This is a genomic window from Vibrio fluvialis, from assembly GCF_900460245.1.
Lineage (GTDB): Bacteria > Pseudomonadota > Gammaproteobacteria > Enterobacterales > Vibrionaceae > Vibrio > Vibrio fluvialis.
On sequence record NZ_UHIP01000002.1, the window covers coordinates 649,748 to 671,710 of the forward strand.

Here is a 21,963-nt window from a genome sequence, read left to right on the forward strand (position 1 = left end):
TCCTTTAACTGACGATATGCGCACACTCTAATCCGCCCGCAAAGTGAACCCCTAGTGTTTATGCGTCACCATGACACTTTTGTATTTCACATTCCGCCTGACCTGCCCCCGAGAACTAATCCAAAACTTCATTAGTAATGCTTGTTAAATTACCACTGTTTCGTGCCGTTCTTGTTGTCGCTGCAAACTCAGAAGGAGTTAAGTAACCTAGAGCTGAGTGGGGGCGATTTTCATTGTAATCCATTCGCCAGAGGCTGATTAGGTCACGAGCATGACTCAAATCCCTAAACCAGTGCTCGTTTAAACATTCATCTCTGAACTTACCATTAAAACTTTCAATATAAGCATTTTGTGTCGGTTTTCCTGCCTGGATTACTTTTAAAATCACACCATGCTGATAAGCCCATTGGTCGAGCGCTTTCCCTGTAAATTCTGGGCCTTGATCCGTTCGTATCGATGCTGGATAACCGCGAAACGCAGCGATAGACTCCAGCGTGATCACGACTTCATCTCCCGAGATCCCCGTAGCAACAGGAATATCTAGGCACTCCTTTGTGTAATCATCCACAATCGTCAGGCATTTAATCCGTCTGCCGTTACTGAGCGCATCCATCACAAAGTCCATCGACCAAGTGTGATTTGGTACTGAAGGAAGCAAGAGAGGCTCTCGCTCAACACACTGTGATTTTCTACGTCTCCGTTTGCTGACCGTTAAGCCTAATTCGCAGTACAAGCGATAAACTCGCTTATGGTTAACATCAAAACCTTCTCGCCTCAGAAGGCGATGGATCCGACGATAACCGAATCGACGTCGTTCCAATGCCAGCTCTTTTATACGAGCCTGAAGCTTATCATCCTCGCGATTAGCTTGAGGTTGATATCGCAGTGACGCGCGTTGAATACCGACGAGTAGACAGGCTCTGCGTTCTGAAAGCTGGGTGCTTTTCTGAATGACTTTAACAGCCTTGCGCTTGTCCTCGACGGTCAGTACTTTTGGCTAAGAGCGATTTTAAGTGCTTCTGCATCCAGCAGTGTCTCAGCCAGCAGCTTTTTGAGCCGAGCGTTCTCGTCTTCCAGTGCCTTAAGGCGACGGGCTTCAGAGACATCCAGTCCTGAGTATTTTTTGCGCCATGTGTAAAACGTCGCATCCGATATCCCATGCTTGCGGCAAAGCTCTCTGGCGGGGATACCTGCTTCCGCTTCCTTTAAAATGGCAATGATTTGTTGTTCATTGAATCGCTTTTTCATGTTCATCATCTCCTTGGTTGGATGAACATTACTAAGTGTAGACTGGACTAGATTAAGGGGAGCAGGTCACGCCAACCCTTGAATATGCTTAACTTTCCAACCAAGTGTATCGATGACAATGGTGACAATGTTTATACCGGATCTCACTGGCCGCGCGGGGCCGAAATACAAAGTTCTGGCCGATGCGTTTGAAGAAGCGGTCGAGCGCGGCGAGTTACGAGCGCACAGTAAATTGCCGTCGCAGCGCATGCTCTCTTACAAACTTGGCGTGACGGTCGGCACCATCACGCGTGCTTATCAGGAGCTGGAACTGCGCGGCGTCACCGTACCCGTGGTGGGCAGCGGCACCTACATTAAAGATCGCAGCCACGAGCAGCAGGACTATTATCATCCGCTGGTGTCGCGCGGTGGCGTGGATTTGTCACTGTGTCGCCCGTTAATTCTCAGCCAGCAGCGCCATTTGATGGCGGCTTTGGGCGAACTCGCCAGTCAGCCGACGGCGCAAAAAGCGGTGCTGGATTATTTCTCCGCCGACGGTTTGCAAGGCCATAGTGCCACGCTGCAACGCTGGGTGAATCAGCGTTGGCAGTGCGATATTGACCGCTCCAGATTGCAATGGACGTACGGCGGCCAGCATGCGCTGAGTACAGTGCTGCAAGCGCTCACCCGCAGTGGCGATACCATTTTGCTCGAAGGGCTGTGCTACGGCGAATTCATCAATGCCTGTACTCAGCAGGAGCGCAAAGTCATTCCGGTGGCGGTTGATGACGAAGGCATAGTGCCGGACGATCTGTTGCTGCACTGTCAGCGCCATCGTCCGCGCTTGCTCTATATGACACCCGCAATTCAAAACCCGACAGGTGTGGTACTGAGCGATTCACGGCGACTGAAAATCATCGAAATCTGCCGCCGTTTCGATGTCTTGATCATTGAAGACGACGTGCTCTATTGCCCGCCGGAGCATCGACGTTCGCCGTTGGTGACCATTGCGCCGGACATTACGCTCTATATCGGCAGTTTCTCTAAGTATTTTGCTGGTGGCATTCGCGTCGGTTACATGGTGCTGCCGACCAACCTCAAGCTGCCGCTGCAAAAAGCGCTGCGCGCATCGTGTATGCACGTCAGCCCGATTCTGGTGGATTTGGTTTGTCGCTGGCTGAGCAATGGCGCGATGCAGCAAGTCGATGAAGATATCGCTCTGGAACTCAGCGCCCGCCACCGGATATTGCAATCGGTGTTTCCTGAGCGCCAAACCTGTGCGATTCCCGGATTCAACTGCTGGATCACGTTGCCGGAACATTGCCCCGCGAGCGAACTGAAACAGCAGCTCGCCGAAGATGGCGTGTTTGTGCGTGATGCGGCGTTCTTTCGCGTCGGCTCTTACCCCTTGCCCAACGCAATTCGCATATCACTTACCGGGCCGTTATCGCGCGATGACTTAAAGCAAGGCTTGCAACGCATCAAAGCGCATCTGGATTTACGGGCGCACGATCCGCTTAATAAGCCTTAATGCCGTGCTCACGCAGCCGAGCGGGCAGAATGTCGTCGAGCTGATGCACCTCTTCGGGAGTAATTTCAATCAGCTTGAACTGGTGGTCAGCGTACACGGCGCGGGTCTCGTCGCGCTGCTTGTCGCTGATGGGTGCGCCGTCGGTGCCCCAGTATTGAAGATACACATTGCCTGACGGCAGGTAGAAATCGCTCATCAGCGGTTTTTCGATTGGCAGCGGGCGCTGGTAGGCATGCACCACGCCAGCGAGATACAGCCAGTTATCGATCAGCAGTTCGCCCACCGAGCGCACGTAATGGCCATCGAGGGTGCGGTGTTTGGCTTCGAACTTCTGGCGAAAGCTGGAGTAGGATTTGTCGGTCGCCTGTTCACCAGCATCCTGGCCAAGAAACTCCACCACCGATTGGCGCAGGTGTGGGTTGTGACGAATCGAATCGTGCCACACCACAAACTTTTGCTCTGAGGCTTTGCCTTCACGCTGCTGTGCGCCAGCACGCAGGCCGGCGGCGGTGGCGACCCAGCCCAGATCACTTTTGCTTATCCATCCCAGTTCGCTGAACAACTGATTCATTTTCTTAGGGTTGAGTTTGAAGTACTCACCTACTTGCGTTGCGCTGAGTGTGCTGCCGCTGGTGGCCGCCATGTCGATGAGTAAATTCTCCGGCCAGACAATAAAGGTGCCGAATTTGGCATGCTGGACGTATTCGCCACCAAACTTCGCGCCGAGTTCGGTCAAAATCCATTGCTCGTCATGACGGCTGATGTAGCCTGCTTTTTTTAAATCCGCGAACAGTTGCTTGGCTTCGATACCGCGCAGTTTGGCCAGCGCTGAAGTCGACAGTTTGTCAGACATGTGAGAATCCCTTACCGAGGTAATGCTGATATTCAATCAGTTTGCTGCGCAGCGCTCAATCTTTGGCGTCAAACCGCGACTGAAATCTGTGAGCGCGCCACGCGATTTACATTGTAAACACAGCGGAAAAATCCTGACGCAGACGTGCTTTTCTCTACAGCGAAATCGTTGCTAGGATAGGGGTACTGGGTTTTTCACGGCGGTACGCGATGTTCAAACGGCTTTTCAAATTCACGCTTTTGGCGTTGGCGCTGATCTCAGCGGGCGTACTGTGGCAGCAAGCGCAGCTTTCTGTGATCGCGCTGGGGCGTATTGACCCGCTGCCGGAAACACGCCAAATGCTGGCGGAACAACGTTACGCCGATGCGGCCAGCTACCTTGGCTTTTTTATGGATTACGACTATGTGCGTGACAACCCAAAAGCGCAGGCGCTGTATGCTGATATCACCCGCATTCGCAGCGATTGGCGTTATCAGCTCGACAAACTCAGCGAAGGCTTACTGACTGGCACCAGCGACGAAACCATTGGTCAGGCTGCGGCCGTAACCACCGATTTTCTGGTGATTGGTGATATTCGTGACCTCACCTTGCAAGGCATGAATCATCTGCAAGGGGAAGAAGTGGATGAAACGTTAGTAGCATTGTCGGCGCTCGGCCTCGTGGCAACGGCCGCGCAGATTGCCAGTGGCATCGGCACCGTCGAAACTGCGGGTGTCGCCGCACCGACGTTGGTCGCCACCACCGCGACCAAAAGCGGGTTAGTCGCGCTGAAAACCGCCAAACGGTTAGGCAAACTGCCGCCTTGGCTGGGTAAAACCTTAGTGCGAGAAGCCAAAATCGCGCAGCAATCGAAAAGCCTCAGTGCGCTGACGGAGATGCTGAGCGATGTCACCACGCTCGCTAACACCCGCGGTGGATTTCGTTTGCTCAGCCGCACAAAAAACAGCGCTGAACTGAGCCGCATGGCGGCGTTTGCCAAAGCGTTTGGCTCACAAAGTGTCACGCTTTATCAACTTGGCGGCGATGCGTTGGTGGCGATGACACCACGCGCCGCGCAACTGGGCAAAGAGAGCATGAAACTGGCGGCCACGTTTGGCCAAGGCGGGCTGCGTTTGCTGGATAATCTGGGGGCGTTGAAGTTCACCAAATTGGCCGCGCGCGGGGCGAAAATTGCCTACAAAGGCGATGCCATTGCGTTGCTGGCGAAGTGGTTATTGATGCTGCCGATGTGGCTTTTGTATACGGTGATGGGCATGGCGGCGGTGGTTTGGTTTCCGGGGTGGGGACGATTTAGACACTAATTTGCAGATTTGTCGCGTGAATTTGCTTGGTGAGCATTAATACCACGCAGGCCTATGAACGAGGCCAAATCTTGCGGCGGTGAATGCGCCGAACAGCATTTAGCCTCGTTCTGAGTAAAGTGGGCCTGAGCCCGACGGATTCAGATAAAGTATCCGGCGATGATCAGACTACTTAATACAGTAGAGCCCACCACGAACGTGATGACTGATGTCACTTTCATACGTGAACAGTCACAGACGCGATAGAACACAAAGCCGAGCACAAGAAATACGATGATATCGAGTAACCCATGGGTCACCCAGTGATGGCCAGTGATCGCGGCCAATACACTGTGGACTTCTTCATTGCTTTCTTTAAGCACAACCAGTAGGGCGCTTAACACACTAGTGATGGCATAGGATAAACCGAACCCAATGGTTATCGCATTACTGGCTTCAGGCTTGTGTTGGCTGGTTTGGTTGACGGACATTTTCCCATCTCCTTATATCTCATTGGCTGGCAAGCAAAGAGACTTTGACTCCCATGCTGATAATGGCTCCGGCTCCCTCCATAACAAGCGAGAGAACAATGACTATCGCCGACGTCCACAATAACAATTTTCTACTGGGTAATTGGTTGACGATATCATTCCAGGCAACAATAGGAAGGTAGGTTGAAAGCAGCAAAAGCATAAGGAATATATGTTCTTTCATTTCCATGTAGAAAGAATGAGAAAATGGCCATGGTCCCTGCTTAATAATGGCCTTTTCACCGCCATAAAAAACGACGTACCAATAGCCACCGGCGATATAGGTCAGCCACATTAAAACTGCGACTAACACACTCATGTTTCGAATACGGCCAGAGTTCGTGTCGGTTGCATTCAGCGTGTCGACGAACACCCAGACGGCGGCAATCAGCGCAAGGACTCCAAACGTAGGGTGAAGCATCAATATAAATTCTTTGGACATAGTTCGCCCTCCTAATAAATGTTCCGCAAAGGTTCATTTATTCTGATTTTAAAAGCCCAAACGGGTGTCACCATTAATAGAAAAATGGCGAACATCGTAAGCTCTCATTAATATTAGTTATGACTAAAGTAATGCGCAATATTAATAATTTAAATTTTATATCATATTGATTTTAATAACATATTTAGATTTTAAGATAAAAATCATCATTAGTTACAGTGTTCGCTGTTCTATATTTAGCAAACGACAATCACGCTATATCGGTGGTTACGACGAGAACGAAACAGGGGAGAACATTGAGAGGTCAGTTTGCTTGAAATCTTGGCGTGTCCAACAAAATAGTGAATGTCTTTGCTCTCAAATTTTTGGGTTAATAATTGACCAAAATCGGCTTGGCTGATTACCGTATCTTTCTTATCACTGAATGATGACCAACGCTTATGACCCCTTCGATTCTTATTGCTCGCGCAGAATCTCATGCGTTTTACTCCATGACGGGTTTTGAGCTGAAGAAGACAGCGCACAACTATGAGAATGAGTTGGGCTGATGATGTCTCTGTGTGCAAGGTGAAGACAGTTTGATTGTCACGCTGGCAGGTTCATGAGTTTCTCTCTGTATTGTGGCTGCTTGGTTTTAGGAATTTGTGCTTTCAGAGGGAGAATCGTTTCTGTCCCATTTTAAGTTGTGCCTATTTGAATCAGTATTTCTGAGAGCGGTAATTTGACCTATTTGGGGTCATACTAAAAGTGGCTACTATAGCGGTAGCTATTCACATAAAGGAGCAAAGATGTCTTCAGATCATTACGGAACCAGTGCCCGTTACGCACGTAAAGAAGCCGATTACCGAGAGAAAGCACTCAAACTTTACCCTTGGGTATGCGGAAGGTGTGCCAGAGAGTTTGTCTATTCAAACCTGCGTGAATTAACCGTTCACCACAAAGATCATGACCATACCAACAACCCCGAAGATGGTAGCAACTGGGAGTTGTTGTGCCTCTATTGCCACGATCATGAACATAGCAAATACTTAGAATATGAACTTCATGGTAGTGAAATAAAGCCCGGAGAAGATGAATATCAGGGGGCAACGTGCAATCCATTTGCTGATTTAGCAAAGATGATGAAGAAGTAATTCAAAGTATTAAAACGATTCGAGGTTTGCGCTCTAAAGCATTTTTGCCCTTAGTGTTTTAACGTAAATACTCAGTTATGGGGGCGGGGCTCGCCTCTGAATTTAAAGTACTTTTTCCTATGATAACTAGCCGTAAATGGTCATATCTCTACTACATTGGTAGCAAAATGATTTTTCCATGTAAGTTCGTAGAATTAGACTCGATTAGCTTGATAGCGTTCTGAATTTGTTCCAATGGAATACAACGATCTACATCTAGTTGTATTCCATTGGTGATGAAATGGTCTAGCATCATCGAAAATTTTTCACGTCGGATATCTTTACCAACAGCATTCTCCCAGTAACGTAAGAAAAATGTACTGAATTCAATGTTTAGGTTCTTCGCATACTCAAAGAAATGAGGCTGATAGAACTCCAGAGAAAGAGTTCCATAGTTGATATACCGTCCATTCTCGCCGATGGTATGAATCAGTTCTGTTCCTTTTTTGCCTCCAATAGCGTCGAATGCAATATTTGGGCTAGGCAAATCAAGTTGCTGTAGTTGAGTGAGTAGGTCTACTTTTGCATCTATGACATGGTTTGAATCATATGGATAATTTTCAGGCTTCGACGTTACGACAATAAGAGTGAACCCTAGCGATGAAGATAGCTGTGCAAAAATTTTACCTATTGCAGAACTTCCAGCGTTGATAATCAGTACATCTTCTTGCTTCAACTGAGCAATTTCGGTGGTTAAAACCCACGCTGTTAGCGCATTGATATACAACTGGCACGCATAGCCGTTGTCCAGATGCGGCGGAATGATGAAGAGGTTATCTGGTGATACATCGATATATTTCTGCCAAGTACCGCTGGTAGCCACGACAACTCTTTGCCCTACGGTAAATTCTGCATGGTTGGAGACGATGATTTGTCCAACAGCTTCAAATCCGGGTACTCGGGGCGGCTGATGACTATGCCTGTATTGACCCACACCATGTATAGACAACAAGTCGCTTGGATTAATATTAGTTGCTTCGATTTTTACTCTGATTTTATCTTCTTCAAGCGAATTCAAAGGTACCTGTTCAATCGTCAATGAATCTTGCGGTTGACCGAAACAGAGCTGGCGAATTCTGGTGTTTGTAGTGATGTTAGACATTGTGTTGTTTTTGTTCGATAAATTCTTCAAGTATCATACGTTAAGCAGGCATTTTTATCACAAATGTCCAGCTTTATGCTGACTCTTCTTTGTCCCATTGTGTGCCTGCGTAAACATTAGTTCGCATTCTGTTAATGGGTGTTTGATCTATAAGAAATCATACTTGTAAAAAGGAAAGGCCTGACGCAAGTAGGTAGTCGTATTCACTTGCGCTCATTCATATTTTTTCAAATCAATCTAGAGCATCGGTGACGAGGGAACCCCACCCATACCAATATCTTGCATATACTTATCAGGTAGTTTGTTTAGTGCCGCTTTTAGTGCGTTAAAGCACAATGGATCGATGGCTGTACCCACATTTTCTTCCATGATTTCTAAAGTTTTTGGAATTGGCACAGCACCTCGATAAGGGCGTTCAGCCGTAATGGCATCAAAAATATCTGCTGTGGTAATAATCCGTGTCATCATCGAGATTTCATCGGCAACCAGTTTATCGGGATAGCCTGTGCCATCTAACTTTTCATGATGAGCAGCTGCCATTTTGGCGAATTGTTTTAGAGGGGATATCTTTTCAATGATCTCTCTGGTAAACACCGCGTGATTTTGTATTTTTGCCCACTCGTCATCATCCAATTTTCCTGGTTTATCCAAGATCGTGTTACTTACCCCTAGTTTACCTAGATCATGTAAGAGTGCGGCACGTTTTAGCCATAGTCGATCCTCTTTGTCGACCTTGAGTTCTTCGGCTATGAGTGTACTAAAAATAGCCGCTCTGGAACTGTGGCCGGAGGTAAAAGGACTCTTGGCATCAATGATTTTGCCGAAAGCCGTCACAATTCGATCGAAATAATCATCATCTAATGGAATCATCGCTTGGGCGGGGGACATAGAGAGCACAAAAGGGACTATGGAAGGGGCATTAAGTGCCTTAATGAAATCAGGATTGTCTTTCAACTGCTTAGCAATGGCCACTAAGTTAGGATCCAGCCAGTTTCCGGAACGACTTTCTAGTTCAGAAAATGCAATATTCAAATCATGTTCACGTTGAAAAACATCCATCACTTGAGCGAGAAGGGCAATTCTTGAAAATAGTGGGATTTGATCATGCATCAACCCATCAGGACGACCTGAACCGTCCCAGTGCTCATCTAAATGTTGTATACCTTGGGCCACATTCTCACTGAACAAGAGCTCACGAGCAACTTCTGCCCCTTTTGTACAACGCGTTTGAATCAGTTCTTGAGCGTAATCTGTACCATTTTTCAAAATATCAATCGTGGTAGAGATACGCTTATGCCAATGTTCTCCTGAGCCTGCATTTTTTAGTACAAAATTAATTGCACTCGTCAGGCTTGTACCGACCGTTTTATAACGTTGTTTAAAAGTAAGATCATCGGTGGCGTAGAGTTCACAAATACGCGCCGCATTGCTGCTGCAGCCGGCATCCTTGAGAAGTAACGTAAAATACAGATCATGGAGCTCTGTTGATGAGAGGTTCATTCGCTCACCAATATGCATTCCAATCCAGCAGCAACGCATACTGTGCTCTGGAGGCTGTCCCTCTGTCATATCTAGCGCTACTGTCAGTGAAGTGACCAGCTCGGCCAGAGGCATATTGAGATTCGAACCTTGTAATAACATCGCATGCTACTCATCAATACTTAAACAAAAAAACTATAGTGCAACCTTACACTGTAATCTAATGACAAATAACAATAAAAATACGGCAGTGAATGAGTAATCTTGACCACTCAGAGAGGGGCTTCGCAATATCTCAAATAACACCTCAAATGCTTATCTGGTAAAGGCGCTAGCAAATTTGTGTTCAGAATGTCCACAGTGGGCACTTCGTAACTTAGAAGTGCCCCGTTCGAAGTTAGAGCTAACTAATTCTCACGATTACCAAGCTGTGATTTGATATACTTTTTCTCATTTTAAAATGGCTACCATATTGTTTTTTCTTCACGCTATCAATCTAGAAAGTGAGTGAGCCATGGTTGATTAAGGCTTTATTGTACCGCTTCCAGTTATTTGTTTTTTAAAGAGTGGGACTACGGTGATCAACTGATGTGGCTGATCAGTTCGTAGCTTCCCAGTTTTGTTTCTACGAATTACGCAACAAAGCAGCTCAACATCCCTAAACTGACTCTTCGTGAATACAACGCCAATACCATGATCTCTAAGGGTTATATCAATATGAGCTTAGCGCTGATATAGAACTGTATTACTACTTGAACTTCTGAAAGAAAGCGGTGTGATACCAAATCTTGCTTTGAAAGCTCTAATGTAACTAGAGTCATTTTTATAACCTATCGTAATAGCCACGTCTTGTATTGAGTAGTTTGTTTCAAGCAATGTTAGTGACGTAACTAGTCTCAAATGCTGACGCCAAAGGGAAAATGAAGTACCAAACTCTTTTGCAAACAATCTTGTTAACGTTCTTTTTGTTGCTCCAACTCTATTACTCCAATCGTCAAGCGTATAGGGAATTGACGGGTCCACACAATAGCAATCAAAAATTTGCTTAATTCGCTTATCCTTAGGAACTAGCAATTTAAAGTTTGTTACTTTACTAGCTTCAATTTGGTCAAGTAACACACTAACCAAATTTTTCTGAACATTATTGTCGTATTTATCACTACTGAAGTTCGCTTCAATTTCAATAAACAAAAGTTTGATGAATTCAGAAACAAATATTGGTGAAATTTTAGTCTCTACGTCGCAAAAAAAAACAGGATTAATATAAATTCCCATAAAGTGCGTATCCGTTAGAGCTAGAGACTCATGTGCAACACCGGCCGGAACAAAAATAGCAGTCGTATGAGGAACTAAAAATTTTTTATCTTCGACTTGTGTTTGAAGCAAACCAGTGTAGGGAAAAATTAACTGATGCCAAGGATGACAGTGAAGGTCATCTAACTCGAATTTATCCATTTTCATAGTTCTTACTATGGCTGAATAACAAGAGTTCTGGCGGATTAAATCATTGGCAGTGACACTTTGTCCACTTAAGTACATTTATTGTCTACCTATCCATAACTTGTATACAACTATCGCTGTATGATAGCCGCACAATAACCTATTTCAATTCATATAATTATTTACTTATGCGAAATCATTGTAAACGTGACCCAATCGTCATTATTGGTACTGGAATTGGCGGAGTTTCCGTCTTGAATGAAATACGAAAAAATGATCTCGAAACGTCAATAGTGGTTATTGATGAGAACGAGGGTTATACATACCTCAAGCCGATGTTGTCCAAAATGTGCCACTCTGGATTTGATGAAAAGATACTCAATATAGTTACGGCGAGTGAAATTGAAGCTACATATAACTGCACTTTATTATCAAACGTTAGAGCGAAATATATTAACACTGAAAAAAGAACGGTCAGTTTGAGTAATAAAGAGGTTGTTCATTTTAGTGATCTAATTATTGCGTCTGGTTCAGTTCCAAGAAAAACATTATATAATAATGACGAAAAAAATATTAAGGTGAAAAACGTTAGCTCTTGGAAAAATTACGTTAGTTTGATAGATGAACTTACTCAATATAAAAGAATTTCAATTATTGGTGCAGGTATTGTTGGTTGTGAAATCGCATATGATTTATCTCATAGGTTTGATAACGTCAACCTAATTAACTCTGCAAATAGAATTTTATCAAATTTAAATGATGAAACATTAAGTCAAGAGGTGTTTGAGCGACTTAGTGCGAGAAATGTGAGATTATTCAATAGTGTTAAAAACATATCGTATAGGTGTAACCCTTCTCAATCAGTATATTTTGAGAAAGGTAGTGAAAAAGTAGAGATTGAATCAGAAATAATTATTGAATGTGTTGGAAATGATTCTAGTACAGATTTATTGGACGGGAAGCATATGAGCGTAATACCAATAGATAATAAATGTAAAACTGAATTCGAAAATATTTACGCTCTGGGTGACTGTGCAAGTTATAAAGGTAGAGTTTTTAGTAACATTATTATAATAAAAAAATGGTCAAAAATAATTGCGAATAATATATCTAACATTCCTTCTGTATTTAATCAAGAAGACTATAGCGTAATAATTAAAGTCGGAAAACCAATTTTAAAAACAACCATCAACGTCAAGTAGGAAAAATGAGCAGTAAATATGTTTGTCTAGTATGTGGTTATGTTCATGATGATTCTGAGCATAATCAAACATTTGAATCATTACCCGATGATTATATGTGTCCAGAATGTGATGAAGGCAAGGATGTCTTCGAAAAAATAAAATTATAAAATCTAGTATAAGGAAAATAGACAATGTCTAACTACCCAGAATTTTTAACTTTCAAAAGTTTAAATAAAGAACCGACATGTATTGAACAACACTTTCAAACGAAAGTCACTCGTGAACCTGACAAAGTGTTTTATCCAGTAAACAATATGTTGGAGCCATACTTCAAATCACAGTACGAAAGTGAAAAATTCGGCGCAGCTCAGTTTCTTGGGTTTCTTCATGACACGATTGCTGTAGAGCACAATATTGTGATCCCTGCAATACGAGATTTGCACCTTCTCCCTATTGATATTCCAGATCATCCCAAAGAAGAACTATACAAATTGGTGACAGATGAAGGTCATCATGCGGCGCAGGCTCTTGCATTTGTTAACGCGATCAAAGAGTTGTTTGACTTGAGAGTATATGAAAAGGGTAATGAGATGCCATTGTTCTTGCGCAAACTCTATGAAAAGAAAGAGTTTCTCAAGACTGAAGGTGATTTAGCAATGTTCAACCTGGTGATTGGTGTTGTAACTGAAACTAGAATATCGAAAGAACTAGGTGCTTTTACCAACGATGAAATGATCAACTCAGCTGTAGTTGAAAACTGTCGTTCTCACCAAGAAGACGAAACGATTCACGCTTCTCAGTTTCGAGCGTTAGGCAAATGGTCTTGGGCAAATATTGATAATCGCCAAAGGGAAATTTTAGCCAAGTTATATGCAGAAACGACGATCGCTCGAAGCTATCCTGATGTGAACCGACTTGGATTCTATTTCTCTCAGGCGTCAGGCATCGACCGTGAAGAAGCAAACAAAATTATTTCCGAAATCTATAGACCTGAAGTGTTAAAGGAGGAAATGCTGATCGCCGCTCGACCTACGATTACCTTTTTAAAAAATATGGGAGTTTTGGAATTTAGTTCGGCTCGAGATGTGTTCCTAAATGCCGGTATAGAGGTCTAGCATCATGTTAGAATTTATAAAAAATAGCTTAATAAAAACGGTCTATTTATGGGGAGGGGTCATGAAGCTAATGATCCCGATTGCCATCGCGGTAAAGATTTTGGAAGTGTTTGGTGCCATTAATTACTTGGGAGAGCTACTTGAACCAGTGATGATCTCGGTTGGTCTTCCTGGGGTTTTGGGGCTGGTTTGGGCGGTTGCATTAATAACCAACCTTTGGACAGCGGCACTAGTTTTCGTAACGGTCAGTAGTGGAATGGAAATAACCAGCGCCGAAGCCACCACTCTAGGGATCATGATGTTGTTTGCCCATGGTCTTCCCTTAGAGATACGAATGGCTCAGAAGTGTGGTGTCAGTGCGTTTTTTTCCTGCTTTCTCAGAGTTGGTGGCGCAATAATTACGGCTTATTTATTTAACTGGATATTTACGACTTACGATCTACTCCAAGAACAAGCAATGATATACATTTCTCAAACCAGAATGAGTCAGTCAACTTATTCTGATTGGGTGCTTGGTCAACTCCAGAGCTATGTTATCGTTTTTTTAATGTTATTGGCCTTAACCTTGGTTTTAGATCTACTAAAGCATTTTGGACTTGTACATAAACTGGGCGAAATATTGTCTCCATATTTTAAATTGATGGGCTTATCTAAAAAATGTGCACCAATTACTCTTGTTGGTATGACGTTAGGGCTTGTTTATGGTGGTGCGTTATTGCTTAAAGAAGTTGATAGTGGAGATTTAGATGAAGACGATGTGATTTTGTCAATTACATCAATGAACTTATTCCACTCAATAATAGAAGATACGATAATTATATTTATGATGGGTGGGGTTTTAATCTGGGTTTTATTCGTTAGATTTATTTTAACAGTAATAGTAATGAATGTTATCTCTCAACTTTTAAAATTCAACAGTGATTTTTTTTGGAAAATTATAAAGGCTTAATAAGGAAAAGTTATGTGTGGCATCATTGCTATTTATCATAAAAATAAACTAAATAACGCAGACCAAATCGCACTCGAACTAGCAAAAACAATTCGTCATCGCGGACCTGATGATTCAGGTATTTTATCACTGAATAATATTACATTAGCTCATGAACGCCTTTCGGTCGTTGGTGTGGAAAGGGGTAGGCAGCCCATCACATCTCTTGATTATAGTGTTGCGTTGGTAGCAAATGGCGAGATTTATAATCACCGTCAGCTACGAACTGACTTTGAGGCTTCGTATGCTTTCAACACAACATCTGATAGTGAAGTATTGCTTCCGTTGTTTAAGACATACGGTCTCGATATGTTTGATCATATTAATGGAATGTACGGATTCATTATTTACAACGACGCAACTGGTGAATGTCTTGTTGCAAGGGATCCGATTGGCATCATTCCTCTATACTATGGCTATGATGAGAATGACGTGCTCTATGTCGCCTCTGAAATGAAAGCAATATCGGGTGTATGTGACGTTGTTTCGGAATTTCCTCCTGGCCACTATTTGCTAGCAAATTCGTGCACTGAGCCGGAGAGGTTTTACAAGCCATCATGGAAAGAGTTTGACAATGTAAGCAACAATACGAGTAGTGTTGTACAGATCCGAGAGTCGTTGTCTGCAGCAATCAAGTCTCACATGGATTGTGAGGTTGGTTATGGTGTATTGCTATCGGGAGGATTGGATTCTTCAATCATCTCTGCTGTCGCGCAGAAAATTACTAAGGAACAGGGCAAGAAACCATTGCGTTCTTTTTCTGTAGGCTTAAGTGGGTCTCCAGATTTAGTAGCAGCAAAGAAAGTTGCTGAGCATATTGGAACGATCCATCATGAAGTGATCTTTACGGTTGATGAAGGCATTAAAGCCATTGAAGATGTTATCTATCATATTGAAACCTATGATATTACGACCATCAGAGCTGCAACACCGATGTATTTGATGGCACGTAAAATCAAATCTTTGGGATTGAAAGTTGTTCTCTCTGGTGAAGGCAGTGATGAATTGTTTGGCGGTTACTTATATTTCCATAAAGCACCGAATGCCAAAGAGTTCCATGAAGAAACCGTTCGTAAACTAGAGCAACTGTCGAAGTTTGATTGCCTACGTTCGAATAAGGCGATGTCAGCCTGGGGTATCGAAAGCCGTGTTCCGTTTCTAGATAATGAATTCATCAATGTTGCAATGACGCAAAATCCGTTGGCAAAAATGTGTGGTAATGGGGTGATCGAGAAGCGAATCTTGCGAGAGGCCTTTGAAGATCTGCTTCCTCATAATATCGCTTGGCGACAAAAAGAACAGTTCTCTGATGGTGTTGGGTACTCTTGGATTGATGGACTCAAAGACTACGTTGACACAGTTGTCACTGACCTTCAGTTAAAAAATGCTCGCCTACAGTTCCCGGTCAATACACCACTGACCAAAGAGGGCTTCTATTATCGTTCAATATTTGAATCGAAATTCAAAAACAATTCGGCGGTACTGTGTGTGCCGCATGGAAAGACAATTGCGTGTTCCACTCCCAATGCAATTCTCTGGGACAAAGCTTTTCAAGAGTCAGCAGATCCATCAGGTCGCTCAGTTAAAAGTGTCCATGAAGAACATTCAGTTGTACTAGAAAAAGCTATTTAAACCCGAAGATCTACATTTAAAGCTCATTCACAATGTTTATGTCCATTTGAATGGGCTTATTTATGCCAAGAATAAAGGATTATTATGTTTTTGAAAGATTACGTTGGAAACACTCCAATTATCAAGTTGGAGAAAACGTCGAATTCATTGTATGCAGATATCTATGTCAAGCTGGAGTTCCTGAATCCATGGGGGTCTATCAAAGATAGAGCTGCTAAGTCTATGGTTGAGTCGGGAATAGCCTCAGGAAAAATCACGAACAACACGGTTCTGGTAGAAGCGACTACTGGGAACACCGGAATTTCTCTTGCTGGTTTATGTGCGTCTATGGGGTTAGAGCTCATCATCGTAATGCCTGAGTATGTGTCTGAAGAACGGAAGAAATTGCTAACAATGTTGGGTGCTACAGTCATCCTAACCCCCAAGGAACATAACTATGCTGGCGCAGTGTGTAAAGCCAACGAACTTGCTAAGCAGCCCAATCATTTTCTCGTCGATCAAGGTAATAACCCTGCAAATCCGCTCGCCCATGAACAAACAGGTCGCGAAATCATCGATTTCTTTGACGGTACACCAGATTTTTTTATTGCTGGCATCGGCACAGGTGGGCATTGCAATGGGATTGGAAATACACTCAAGCAGCACAACAAACACGTCAAAGTTGTCGCGATTGAACCTGTACAGGCGGCAATACTAAGTGGAAAAACACCGATGAACAAGGTTAATTCAGATCACGGGATCTTGGGGATTGGCCCTGGTATTATTGCCTCAACAGTGGATCAGAGTGTGATTGATGATGTGTATGTCATCAATGAACATACGGCTAAGCAGGTCACAAGGGAAATCATCAAAAATGAGGGGTTATTACTAGGCTTTTCTTCAGGCGCATCTATCGCTTGTGCGATTGAGTACGCTCAGCAACCAGAGAATGAAGGAAAGAAAATACTCACTATAGCCGCCAGTCAATCTGAACGTTACTTATCAGCCGGACTATAGAGAATTATCATGAAAACAATTGGTATTATCGGTAGTGGTGCTGGGTGTGTAGCGGTACTAAAGAACTTGTGTCAGAAAAATGTTCGCCACCTAAAAATAAAGATTTTTAGTGAAGACCATTCGCAAATTGGCTATGCATACAAATATGCACCAGACTTTTTTATCATGAATACACGGCTAGATTCATTAACACAGTTTGACGAAGTCATTCCACTTCAGACATGGCTTCAGAGTCGCAGTGAAACCTTCTCGGATGATGATTACATTCCAAGATATATATATGGTCGATATCTACAAGATGTTAAAGATGAACTCGTCACACAGATACAAGATCATGGTGGCAGTGTAGAACTCTTCGAAGCGGCTGATTACATTGATGATCTAGGAAACATCATTTCAAAAGATGTGACTTATGAGGTCGACACGGCTATCGTGAGTATTGGATTTGGCAATGATTTATTGAATGATGATCTTTTGTCCGCAATCAAAAACTGTGACAGTTCTAAACCTATAAGGATATTTGGCTCGGGGCTTAGCGCTATTGATTTAATTCTTTATGCCCATGACATTCATCCAAACGCATCTATTGAGTGTATTTCACCTTCGGGCCGATTCCCAAGGGTCCGAAGTCAGTTCAAATCTGGGGAAGGTTCCCTCTTTGATGGGTTGAAAGCCGGTGAATTTGGCATGAACGATGTTATTAGTCGGTTCAACGATCTGCTTAACAACGACATCGAAAGAAGCATTATCTACGATGAAAAATTCAGTTTAATCGACGAGATTGATTATTGTGAGTCAACCATTCCTGAATGGCAGAAAATTCTATACTCCTCTACGCTAGACTACTGCAAAGTGTATCAAAGTTTTGATGAAAAGGACCAAAAGCTAGCACATGAACTAAGGTGCAAAATCATCGAAAACAGAGCGATGTTTCCTTTAAAGAACGCTAGAAAACTGTCGATTTTACTCAACGATAAGCAGTTGAGCATTTCGAAAGGTTACTATTCAAGTGAGAGTGGTGACAGAAATGACTTTCTTGCTTTTAATACAGCAAAAATGACGCCCTTTTTAATGTTGAGTCAACTGCCTAAGCACCCTATTGCAGGTGTGGATGTTGATAAGCACTGCAGAGTGAAGGATTCTCGGAATATATACTGTTTAGGCCCTTTGACAAATGGCAGTCGTTTCTTTACTGAGGCTACGACATTAACGGTTCGTGATGCGTCTATTCTTGTGGAGCACATTTTGTCAGTAAAGGGCCTCACGCATGTTGACTAACGGAGATGTATATCGGTTTCGACAGTTACTCAAAGGAGTTGAGGTTATAGATATCGCTTCTTTTGGCAGTGCGATATCGCCTGAATATCTTATTAACTTACTCAGCGAAGCGAGCTGGAACGGATTCTCGTCCACAAAGTATGGTTTCATTGCTTCATCCCTGCCCGGGGCAGGTTGGTGTGGCGGGTTCAACACCTTGATCACTTCAAGAAACGTAGATTGGGTGATTGGCGGCTTTTTTGGTACGGTCGAACGTATCAATACCAGCATTGAGAATAACAGTATCGAAGTTCACAACATTCCACAAGGTGTGGCGAGTATGTTGCTATCTCAGGAAAATCGGAGTCTACAAACATCCATCGGCAGGGGAACTTTCCTTGATCCTGATTCTAGAGGGACGTTAATTAATTCTAATTACTCAGGCAGACTTAGTGTTTCGAAACGCGTAGACAACAAAATTGAATATCGCTTGCCCAATAGTGATTTAATTCTGGTTCGAGGCTCTGGTTTGACAGAGGCGGGATCTATCGTCATAGAAACTGACCCAATAGATTTAGATATAGAACAGTGTATTCGATCAGCAAAAGCAAGAGGCGCAAAAGTCGTCGTTCAAACGCCAAACACGATTATTTCTAATCCTACTGTAACTTGTAGCCTTGATTTGTTTGATGGTGTGTTCGTCCCTCCTAAGGGGCTACACCAAATCGGGTACTTCCCTCCAAGATACCACCAAAGTTCTCAGAACCTTACACGAACCTGTGATGTTTCCTATCGAATATCAGAAGGATTGCGTAAGCGAATTGAGCGTGATGAAGAATTGATCGTTGGCATAGGGCTGCCTGTGCCGGCCATAAACCGCTTACGACAATCACATTCAATAATGCCTTTTAAAGCGTTTGTTGAATCGGGTATGACGGGGCAGGTTCTATACGATGGTGATGGGTTTGGGCTTTGTAGTAACGGAAAAAGTGCGCTGTCGCAACGTGAAATTTTTCAAAAAATATGGGATGGCGATATCGATCATGCTGTATTAGGTGTAGGAGATATAGATGCCAACAGGAACATACATGTAGCGCAACTTGGACGAAAGTTTTTTGGTGTAGGGGGCTTTGTCGATATTAGTCAATCTGTAAAAAAGCTAACTTTTTGTCATAGGAAGAAAGCCGCGGCTGATAACTTATCAGATATAAGCTACAAGTATGATCCTTCACAAGACGTTAGATTTATCACTGGTTAATAAGGAGGTAATTGATTTTGCTTACTAGCTACGCACTATTAGTTTCACTTGGCATTATGAGTCCTGGGCCAGGCTTTATTCACACAGTCACTCAAGCCGTAAGAGGTACAAAATGGAGAATATTTAAAGTCGTTTCTGGCTTGGCGATAGCAAATCTATTCATTTCGACAATCGGAGTGATAGGGGGCGCATCGTTACTTTTAGAGCCGCGCACCACCACTACAATCACGCTGATTGGATGCGCCTACTTGCTCTTCGTTGCCTATAAACTGTTCCTGACAAGCGCTAAACCGTTCCATGAGTCAACAGTGCAAGCAAGCTTTGCTTCCAGTTTTATGATTCAAGTCTCTAATATAAAGGCCATACTCTTTATTACGAGCGCTGTGACCATCAGTATGAATAGGGCATTACCTTTTGAGCTAGTAATGCTGATACCAATGGTTACTTGTGGTATTAGTTTTATCTGGTATGGTTTGGTTGGTTTCACCTTTCAGGTGCCTATTGTGAGTCGATTTTTAAATACTCAAATTTGGCTGATTAACAAAGTCGCGTCTGTCGTCATACTGTATCTAGTTATTCAATTGCTGTTGAATATTAAAATTGTGTTTTGAAGTGAGGTTTGTAGTGACTAACTAAGGTTGGCCACTTAGTTAGAGGTTTTTGGTATCCACCGTAATCCGTTAAATGTTAATTTGGAAAAGCGGCTGACAAGGTTTTGTCCAGTTACGAGTTAGCTTTGTACCTCACAAACAGGAGAAAATTCATGGATGAATTTTTTGTCCTGATTTTGTGGCTTAGGTTAGGTCTCGTTTTTGATTTGGTATTGTTGGCTATCTGAACTCTCAAATTCGTTGACTGGTTATTGACCGAGTTCGGCTTGGCTGAGTACCGTGTTTTCTCGTTTATAGATCATGGTCAACCCTTATGACTCCCTCGATTCTAATCGCTCAACCGTCTCATCTTGAAGGCATTCACTCCCTGACTGCCGAATGGGGTCACTCCGCTAGCTTAGAGCAAACCAAATTCTGGCTAAATGCGATTACGGATTCCGACCATCACACCATGTTTGTTGCAAAACATGAGGGTGAAGTGCGTGGCTGGATCGTGGTCGAAAAACGTATTTTTCTCGACGCAGGACATAAAGGAGAAATCACCGCGTTAGTGGTGAGTCAAAAAGCGAGAAGAATGGGCATCGGCAAGTTGTTATTGGCCGCAGCTGAGCAGTGGACAAAAGAACTGGGCTTGTCTCATCTTGTTGTGCGCTCCAATATTGCGCGTATGGAATCCCATGCGTTTTACACAATGACGGGGTTTGAGTTTAAGAAGACGGCGCATAATTATGAGAAAGGGCTGATTTGGCAGTGACGTTTGCGTGGGAAAGGGAATTTTTTGTTTGCTACGAAGGTAGGTTCATTGGTTTCTTTGTATTTGACCGGCTCGGTATCTCAGTGAAGACAGTCTAAATGATCAAGCCACCTCCTAATTTGGAGGCGGCTTATAGTTTACAGAAGGCTGCTAATGTCGAAAGTTAGACTGAATTACATAGTTTCGGCATTGTAGATATCGTAAGAGAAATATTTATCAGCAATTGATTTGTGAGTACCGTTAGCAACCAGCCTTTCCAGAGCTTGGTTTAGTTGTACTTTCAAGTCGTCATCTTGTTTACGTACGGCAATTCCAATTCCTTTACCAAACCATTTGGGATCAGTGTACGACGGACCTGTAAAATGAAAGTTTTTGCCCTCTTCGGTGTCGAGAAAACCGCTTCTTAAACCAATGGCACCGCCGAATACAGTATCTAAGCGGCCATTTAGTAAATCCGTAAAAGCTTCATCAAAAGTATTGTATCGACGAATTTGAATATCAGGAAAAGCTTGGCTTAAATACTCATCACCGATAGTCGCACGCTGAACACCTACGACGAGTTTATTCATACCAATCATGCTGGTATCAATTTCTCTATCATTGGTCATGACAAATCGTTGCGGAACACGTGCATAAGGATTTGTGAAAGCTACTTTTTCTTCTCTTGAAGGCGTAATTGTCATCGCAGCAATAATGGCATCACTTTTACGTGCCAGTAACGCAGGGATAATACCGTCCCAGTCCTGCTTGCGAATAACACATTTCGCTTTTAGTTCTTCGCAAAGAGCATTGGCTAAATCAACATCGAACCCAGCCAAATGGCCGTCTTCAGTTGTCCAGTTAAAAGGAGGATAAGCACCTTCGACCATAAAACGGATAGTTTTCCACTCTTTAGCAAATGTATTTGCTGATAAGCCGCAGCAGATAACCAATGTGAACAATATTTTTCTCATCTAAACATCCTTTTATTCACGAGATAAAGTTTATTGAAGGTTTATTTACATATAAAACCAATTGATTATCTTAAGAGTGCTGGGCATCTTTCACAAGATAGGATTGCAAAAGTTTTAACAAAAATTAAACAAGGTGGTAAATAGGAGACTTTGGCAGTC

The 21,963-nt window shown here is 43.3% G+C and carries 21 protein-coding genes; 13 read left to right on the top strand and 8 right to left on the bottom strand.

Annotation, left to right across the window (positions count from 1 at the left end; all coding sequences use genetic code 11):
* Nucleotides 1–115 precede the first annotated feature (115 nt).
* A protein-coding gene (locus DYA43_RS17940) for an IS3 family transposase (protein WP_370445993.1) occupies nucleotides 116–1,248 on the bottom strand; the annotation gives its coding sequence in 2 pieces (ribosomal slippage) (nucleotides 116–996 and nucleotides 996–1,248; 1,134 coding nt in all).
* A 127-nt stretch (nucleotides 1,249–1,375) separates the two neighbouring features.
* On the opposite strand from DYA43_RS17940, the gene DYA43_RS17945 reads away from it, so the two are divergent.
* On the top strand, nucleotides 1,376–2,758 hold the full coding sequence (locus DYA43_RS17945; RefSeq protein WP_020328750.1) for an aminotransferase-like domain-containing protein: 1,383 nt from the start codon (nucleotides 1,376–1,378) through the stop codon (nucleotides 2,756–2,758).
* Here DYA43_RS17945 and DYA43_RS17950 read toward each other — a convergent pair.
* Nucleotides 2,745–3,611 carry a hypothetical protein gene (locus DYA43_RS17950; protein WP_061055300.1) on the bottom strand — a complete coding sequence of 289 codons (867 nt, stop codon included), beginning with the start codon at nucleotides 3,609–3,611 and terminating at the stop codon, nucleotides 2,745–2,747. The genes DYA43_RS17945 and DYA43_RS17950 overlap by 14 nt on opposite strands.
* 209 nt (nucleotides 3,612–3,820) lie before the next feature.
* Here DYA43_RS17950 and DYA43_RS17955 point away from each other — a divergent pair, with 209 nt between their 5' ends.
* Nucleotides 3,821–4,912 (top strand): hypothetical protein, encoded by a 1,092-nt coding sequence (locus tag DYA43_RS17955; RefSeq protein ID WP_061055301.1) that lies wholly within the window; start codon nucleotides 3,821–3,823, stop codon nucleotides 4,910–4,912.
* Between the two features lie 140 nt (nucleotides 4,913–5,052).
* Here DYA43_RS17955 and DYA43_RS17960 read toward each other — a convergent pair whose 3' ends face one another.
* A complete protein-coding gene (locus DYA43_RS17960; RefSeq protein WP_061055302.1) occupies nucleotides 5,053–5,382 on the bottom strand; it encodes a hypothetical protein in 330 nt (109 codons plus the stop codon).
* 19 nt (nucleotides 5,383–5,401) lie between these two features.
* The gene (locus DYA43_RS17965) at nucleotides 5,402–5,863 is read right to left on the bottom strand and encodes a hypothetical protein (protein ID WP_024375388.1); all 462 of its coding nucleotides are present in this window, start codon (nucleotides 5,861–5,863) and stop codon (nucleotides 5,402–5,404) included.
* Between the two features lie 788 nt (nucleotides 5,864–6,651).
* Between DYA43_RS17965 and DYA43_RS17970 the strand changes: the two genes are divergently transcribed.
* Nucleotides 6,652–6,996, top strand: coding sequence for a YajD family HNH nuclease (locus DYA43_RS17970; protein WP_061055303.1), 345 nt, complete (start codon nucleotides 6,652–6,654; stop codon nucleotides 6,994–6,996).
* A 151-nt stretch (nucleotides 6,997–7,147) separates the two neighbouring features.
* Here DYA43_RS17970 and DYA43_RS17975 read toward each other — a convergent pair whose 3' ends face one another.
* From DYA43_RS17975 to DYA43_RS17985, 3 genes are all read right to left on the bottom strand, one after another.
* Nucleotides 7,148–8,137, bottom strand: a complete 990-nt coding sequence (locus DYA43_RS17975; RefSeq protein WP_061055304.1) for a zinc-dependent alcohol dehydrogenase family protein — start codon at nucleotides 8,135–8,137, stop codon at nucleotides 7,148–7,150.
* A gap of 237 nt (nucleotides 8,138–8,374) precedes the next feature.
* Nucleotides 8,375–9,778 (bottom strand): HD-GYP domain-containing protein, encoded by a 1,404-nt coding sequence (locus DYA43_RS17980; RefSeq protein WP_061055305.1) that lies wholly within the window; start codon nucleotides 9,776–9,778, stop codon nucleotides 8,375–8,377.
* Between the two features lie 561 nt (nucleotides 9,779–10,339).
* Nucleotides 10,340–11,077 (bottom strand): AraC family transcriptional regulator, encoded by a 738-nt coding sequence (locus DYA43_RS17985; RefSeq protein ID WP_225869388.1) that lies wholly within the window; start codon nucleotides 11,075–11,077, stop codon nucleotides 10,340–10,342.
* 167 nt (nucleotides 11,078–11,244) lie between these two features.
* Here DYA43_RS17985 and DYA43_RS17990 point away from each other — a divergent pair, with 167 nt between their 5' ends.
* The 10 genes from DYA43_RS17990 to DYA43_RS18035 all read left to right on the top strand — a co-directional run bounded on the left by DYA43_RS17990 (nucleotide 11,245) and on the right by DYA43_RS18035 (nucleotide 20,851).
* A complete protein-coding gene (locus DYA43_RS17990) occupies nucleotides 11,245–12,258 on the top strand; it encodes an NAD(P)/FAD-dependent oxidoreductase (RefSeq protein ID WP_081094678.1) in 1,014 nt (337 codons plus the stop codon).
* 5 nt (nucleotides 12,259–12,263) lie between these two features.
* The gene (locus tag DYA43_RS23280; protein ID WP_081094679.1) at nucleotides 12,264–12,407 is read left to right on the top strand and encodes a rubredoxin; all 144 of its coding nucleotides are present in this window, start codon (nucleotides 12,264–12,266) and stop codon (nucleotides 12,405–12,407) included.
* A gap of 24 nt (nucleotides 12,408–12,431) precedes the next feature.
* Entirely contained in the window at nucleotides 12,432–13,355 is a 924-nt protein-coding gene (locus DYA43_RS18000) for a diiron oxygenase (protein ID WP_061055308.1), read from the top strand.
* Between the two features lie 4 nt (nucleotides 13,356–13,359).
* Nucleotides 13,360–14,304 (top strand): nucleoside recognition domain-containing protein, encoded by a 945-nt coding sequence (locus tag DYA43_RS18005; RefSeq protein WP_061055309.1) that lies wholly within the window; start codon nucleotides 13,360–13,362, stop codon nucleotides 14,302–14,304.
* A gap of 12 nt (nucleotides 14,305–14,316) precedes the next feature.
* Nucleotides 14,317–15,975: an asparagine synthase B gene (asnB, locus tag DYA43_RS18010; RefSeq protein WP_061055310.1), complete on the top strand. Its 1,659-nt coding sequence runs from the start codon at nucleotides 14,317–14,319 to the stop codon at nucleotides 15,973–15,975.
* A gap of 84 nt (nucleotides 15,976–16,059) precedes the next feature.
* The gene (locus DYA43_RS18015) at nucleotides 16,060–16,971 is read left to right on the top strand and encodes a PLP-dependent cysteine synthase family protein (RefSeq protein ID WP_061055311.1); all 912 of its coding nucleotides are present in this window, start codon (nucleotides 16,060–16,062) and stop codon (nucleotides 16,969–16,971) included.
* 9 nt (nucleotides 16,972–16,980) lie between these two features.
* Entirely contained in the window at nucleotides 16,981–18,249 is a 1,269-nt protein-coding gene (locus DYA43_RS18020; RefSeq protein WP_061055312.1) for an FAD/NAD(P)-binding protein, read from the top strand.
* Complete coding sequence (locus DYA43_RS18025; RefSeq protein WP_225869389.1) at nucleotides 18,239–19,486, top strand: propionate CoA-transferase; 1,248 nt, start codon at nucleotides 18,239–18,241, stop codon at nucleotides 19,484–19,486. The genes DYA43_RS18020 and DYA43_RS18025 overlap by 11 nt, the downstream gene beginning before the upstream one ends.
* Nucleotides 19,487–19,497: 11 nt before the next feature.
* The gene (locus DYA43_RS18030; RefSeq protein ID WP_061055313.1) at nucleotides 19,498–20,097 is read left to right on the top strand and encodes a LysE family translocator; all 600 of its coding nucleotides are present in this window, start codon (nucleotides 19,498–19,500) and stop codon (nucleotides 20,095–20,097) included.
* 313 nt (nucleotides 20,098–20,410) lie between these two features.
* On the top strand, nucleotides 20,411–20,851 hold the full coding sequence (locus DYA43_RS18035) for a GNAT family N-acetyltransferase (RefSeq protein ID WP_020328772.1): 441 nt from the start codon (nucleotides 20,411–20,413) through the stop codon (nucleotides 20,849–20,851).
* A gap of 173 nt (nucleotides 20,852–21,024) precedes the next feature.
* Here DYA43_RS18035 and DYA43_RS18040 read toward each other — a convergent pair whose 3' ends face one another.
* Nucleotides 21,025–21,804, bottom strand: a complete 780-nt coding sequence (locus DYA43_RS18040) for a transporter substrate-binding domain-containing protein (RefSeq protein WP_020328773.1) — start codon at nucleotides 21,802–21,804, stop codon at nucleotides 21,025–21,027.
* Nucleotides 21,805–21,963: the final 159 nt, after the last annotated feature.

What these genes read in the sequence shown, in the direction of transcription:
- DYA43_RS17945 (WP_020328750.1), top strand. Translation starts at nt 1,376, where the DNA reads ATGTTTATACCGGATCTCACTGGCCGCGCGGGGCCGAAATACAAAGTT.
- DYA43_RS17950 (WP_061055300.1), bottom strand. Translation starts at nt 3,611, where the DNA reads ATGTCTGACAAACTGTCGACTTCAGCGCTGGCCAAACTGCGCGGTATC.
- DYA43_RS17955 (WP_061055301.1), top strand. Translation starts at nt 3,821, where the DNA reads ATGTTCAAACGGCTTTTCAAATTCACGCTTTTGGCGTTGGCGCTGATC.
- DYA43_RS17960 (WP_061055302.1), bottom strand. Translation starts at nt 5,382, where the DNA reads ATGTCCGTCAACCAAACCAGCCAACACAAGCCTGAAGCCAGTAATGCG.
- DYA43_RS17965 (WP_024375388.1), bottom strand. Translation starts at nt 5,863, where the DNA reads ATGTCCAAAGAATTTATATTGATGCTTCACCCTACGTTTGGAGTCCTT.
- DYA43_RS17970 (WP_061055303.1), top strand. Translation starts at nt 6,652, where the DNA reads ATGTCTTCAGATCATTACGGAACCAGTGCCCGTTACGCACGTAAAGAA.
- DYA43_RS17975 (WP_061055304.1), bottom strand. Translation starts at nt 8,137, where the DNA reads ATGTCTAACATCACTACAAACACCAGAATTCGCCAGCTCTGTTTCGGT.
- DYA43_RS17980 (WP_061055305.1), bottom strand. Translation starts at nt 9,778, where the DNA reads ATGTTATTACAAGGTTCGAATCTCAATATGCCTCTGGCCGAGCTGGTC.
- DYA43_RS17985 (WP_225869388.1), bottom strand. Translation starts at nt 11,077, where the DNA reads ATGAAAATGGATAAATTCGAGTTAGATGACCTTCACTGTCATCCTTGG.
- DYA43_RS17990 (WP_081094678.1), top strand. Translation starts at nt 11,245, where the DNA reads ATGCGAAATCATTGTAAACGTGACCCAATCGTCATTATTGGTACTGGA.
- DYA43_RS23280 (WP_081094679.1), top strand. Translation starts at nt 12,264, where the DNA reads ATGAGCAGTAAATATGTTTGTCTAGTATGTGGTTATGTTCATGATGAT.
- DYA43_RS18000 (WP_061055308.1), top strand. Translation starts at nt 12,432, where the DNA reads ATGTCTAACTACCCAGAATTTTTAACTTTCAAAAGTTTAAATAAAGAA.
- DYA43_RS18005 (WP_061055309.1), top strand. Translation starts at nt 13,360, where the DNA reads ATGTTAGAATTTATAAAAAATAGCTTAATAAAAACGGTCTATTTATGG.
- asnB (WP_061055310.1), top strand. Translation starts at nt 14,317, where the DNA reads ATGTGTGGCATCATTGCTATTTATCATAAAAATAAACTAAATAACGCA.
- DYA43_RS18015 (WP_061055311.1), top strand. Translation starts at nt 16,060, where the DNA reads ATGTTTTTGAAAGATTACGTTGGAAACACTCCAATTATCAAGTTGGAG.
- DYA43_RS18020 (WP_061055312.1), top strand. Translation starts at nt 16,981, where the DNA reads ATGAAAACAATTGGTATTATCGGTAGTGGTGCTGGGTGTGTAGCGGTA.
- DYA43_RS18025 (WP_225869389.1), top strand. Translation starts at nt 18,239, where the DNA reads ATGTTGACTAACGGAGATGTATATCGGTTTCGACAGTTACTCAAAGGA.
- DYA43_RS18035 (WP_020328772.1), top strand. Translation starts at nt 20,411, where the DNA reads ATGACTCCCTCGATTCTAATCGCTCAACCGTCTCATCTTGAAGGCATT.
- DYA43_RS18040 (WP_020328773.1), bottom strand. Translation starts at nt 21,804, where the DNA reads ATGAGAAAAATATTGTTCACATTGGTTATCTGCTGCGGCTTATCAGCA.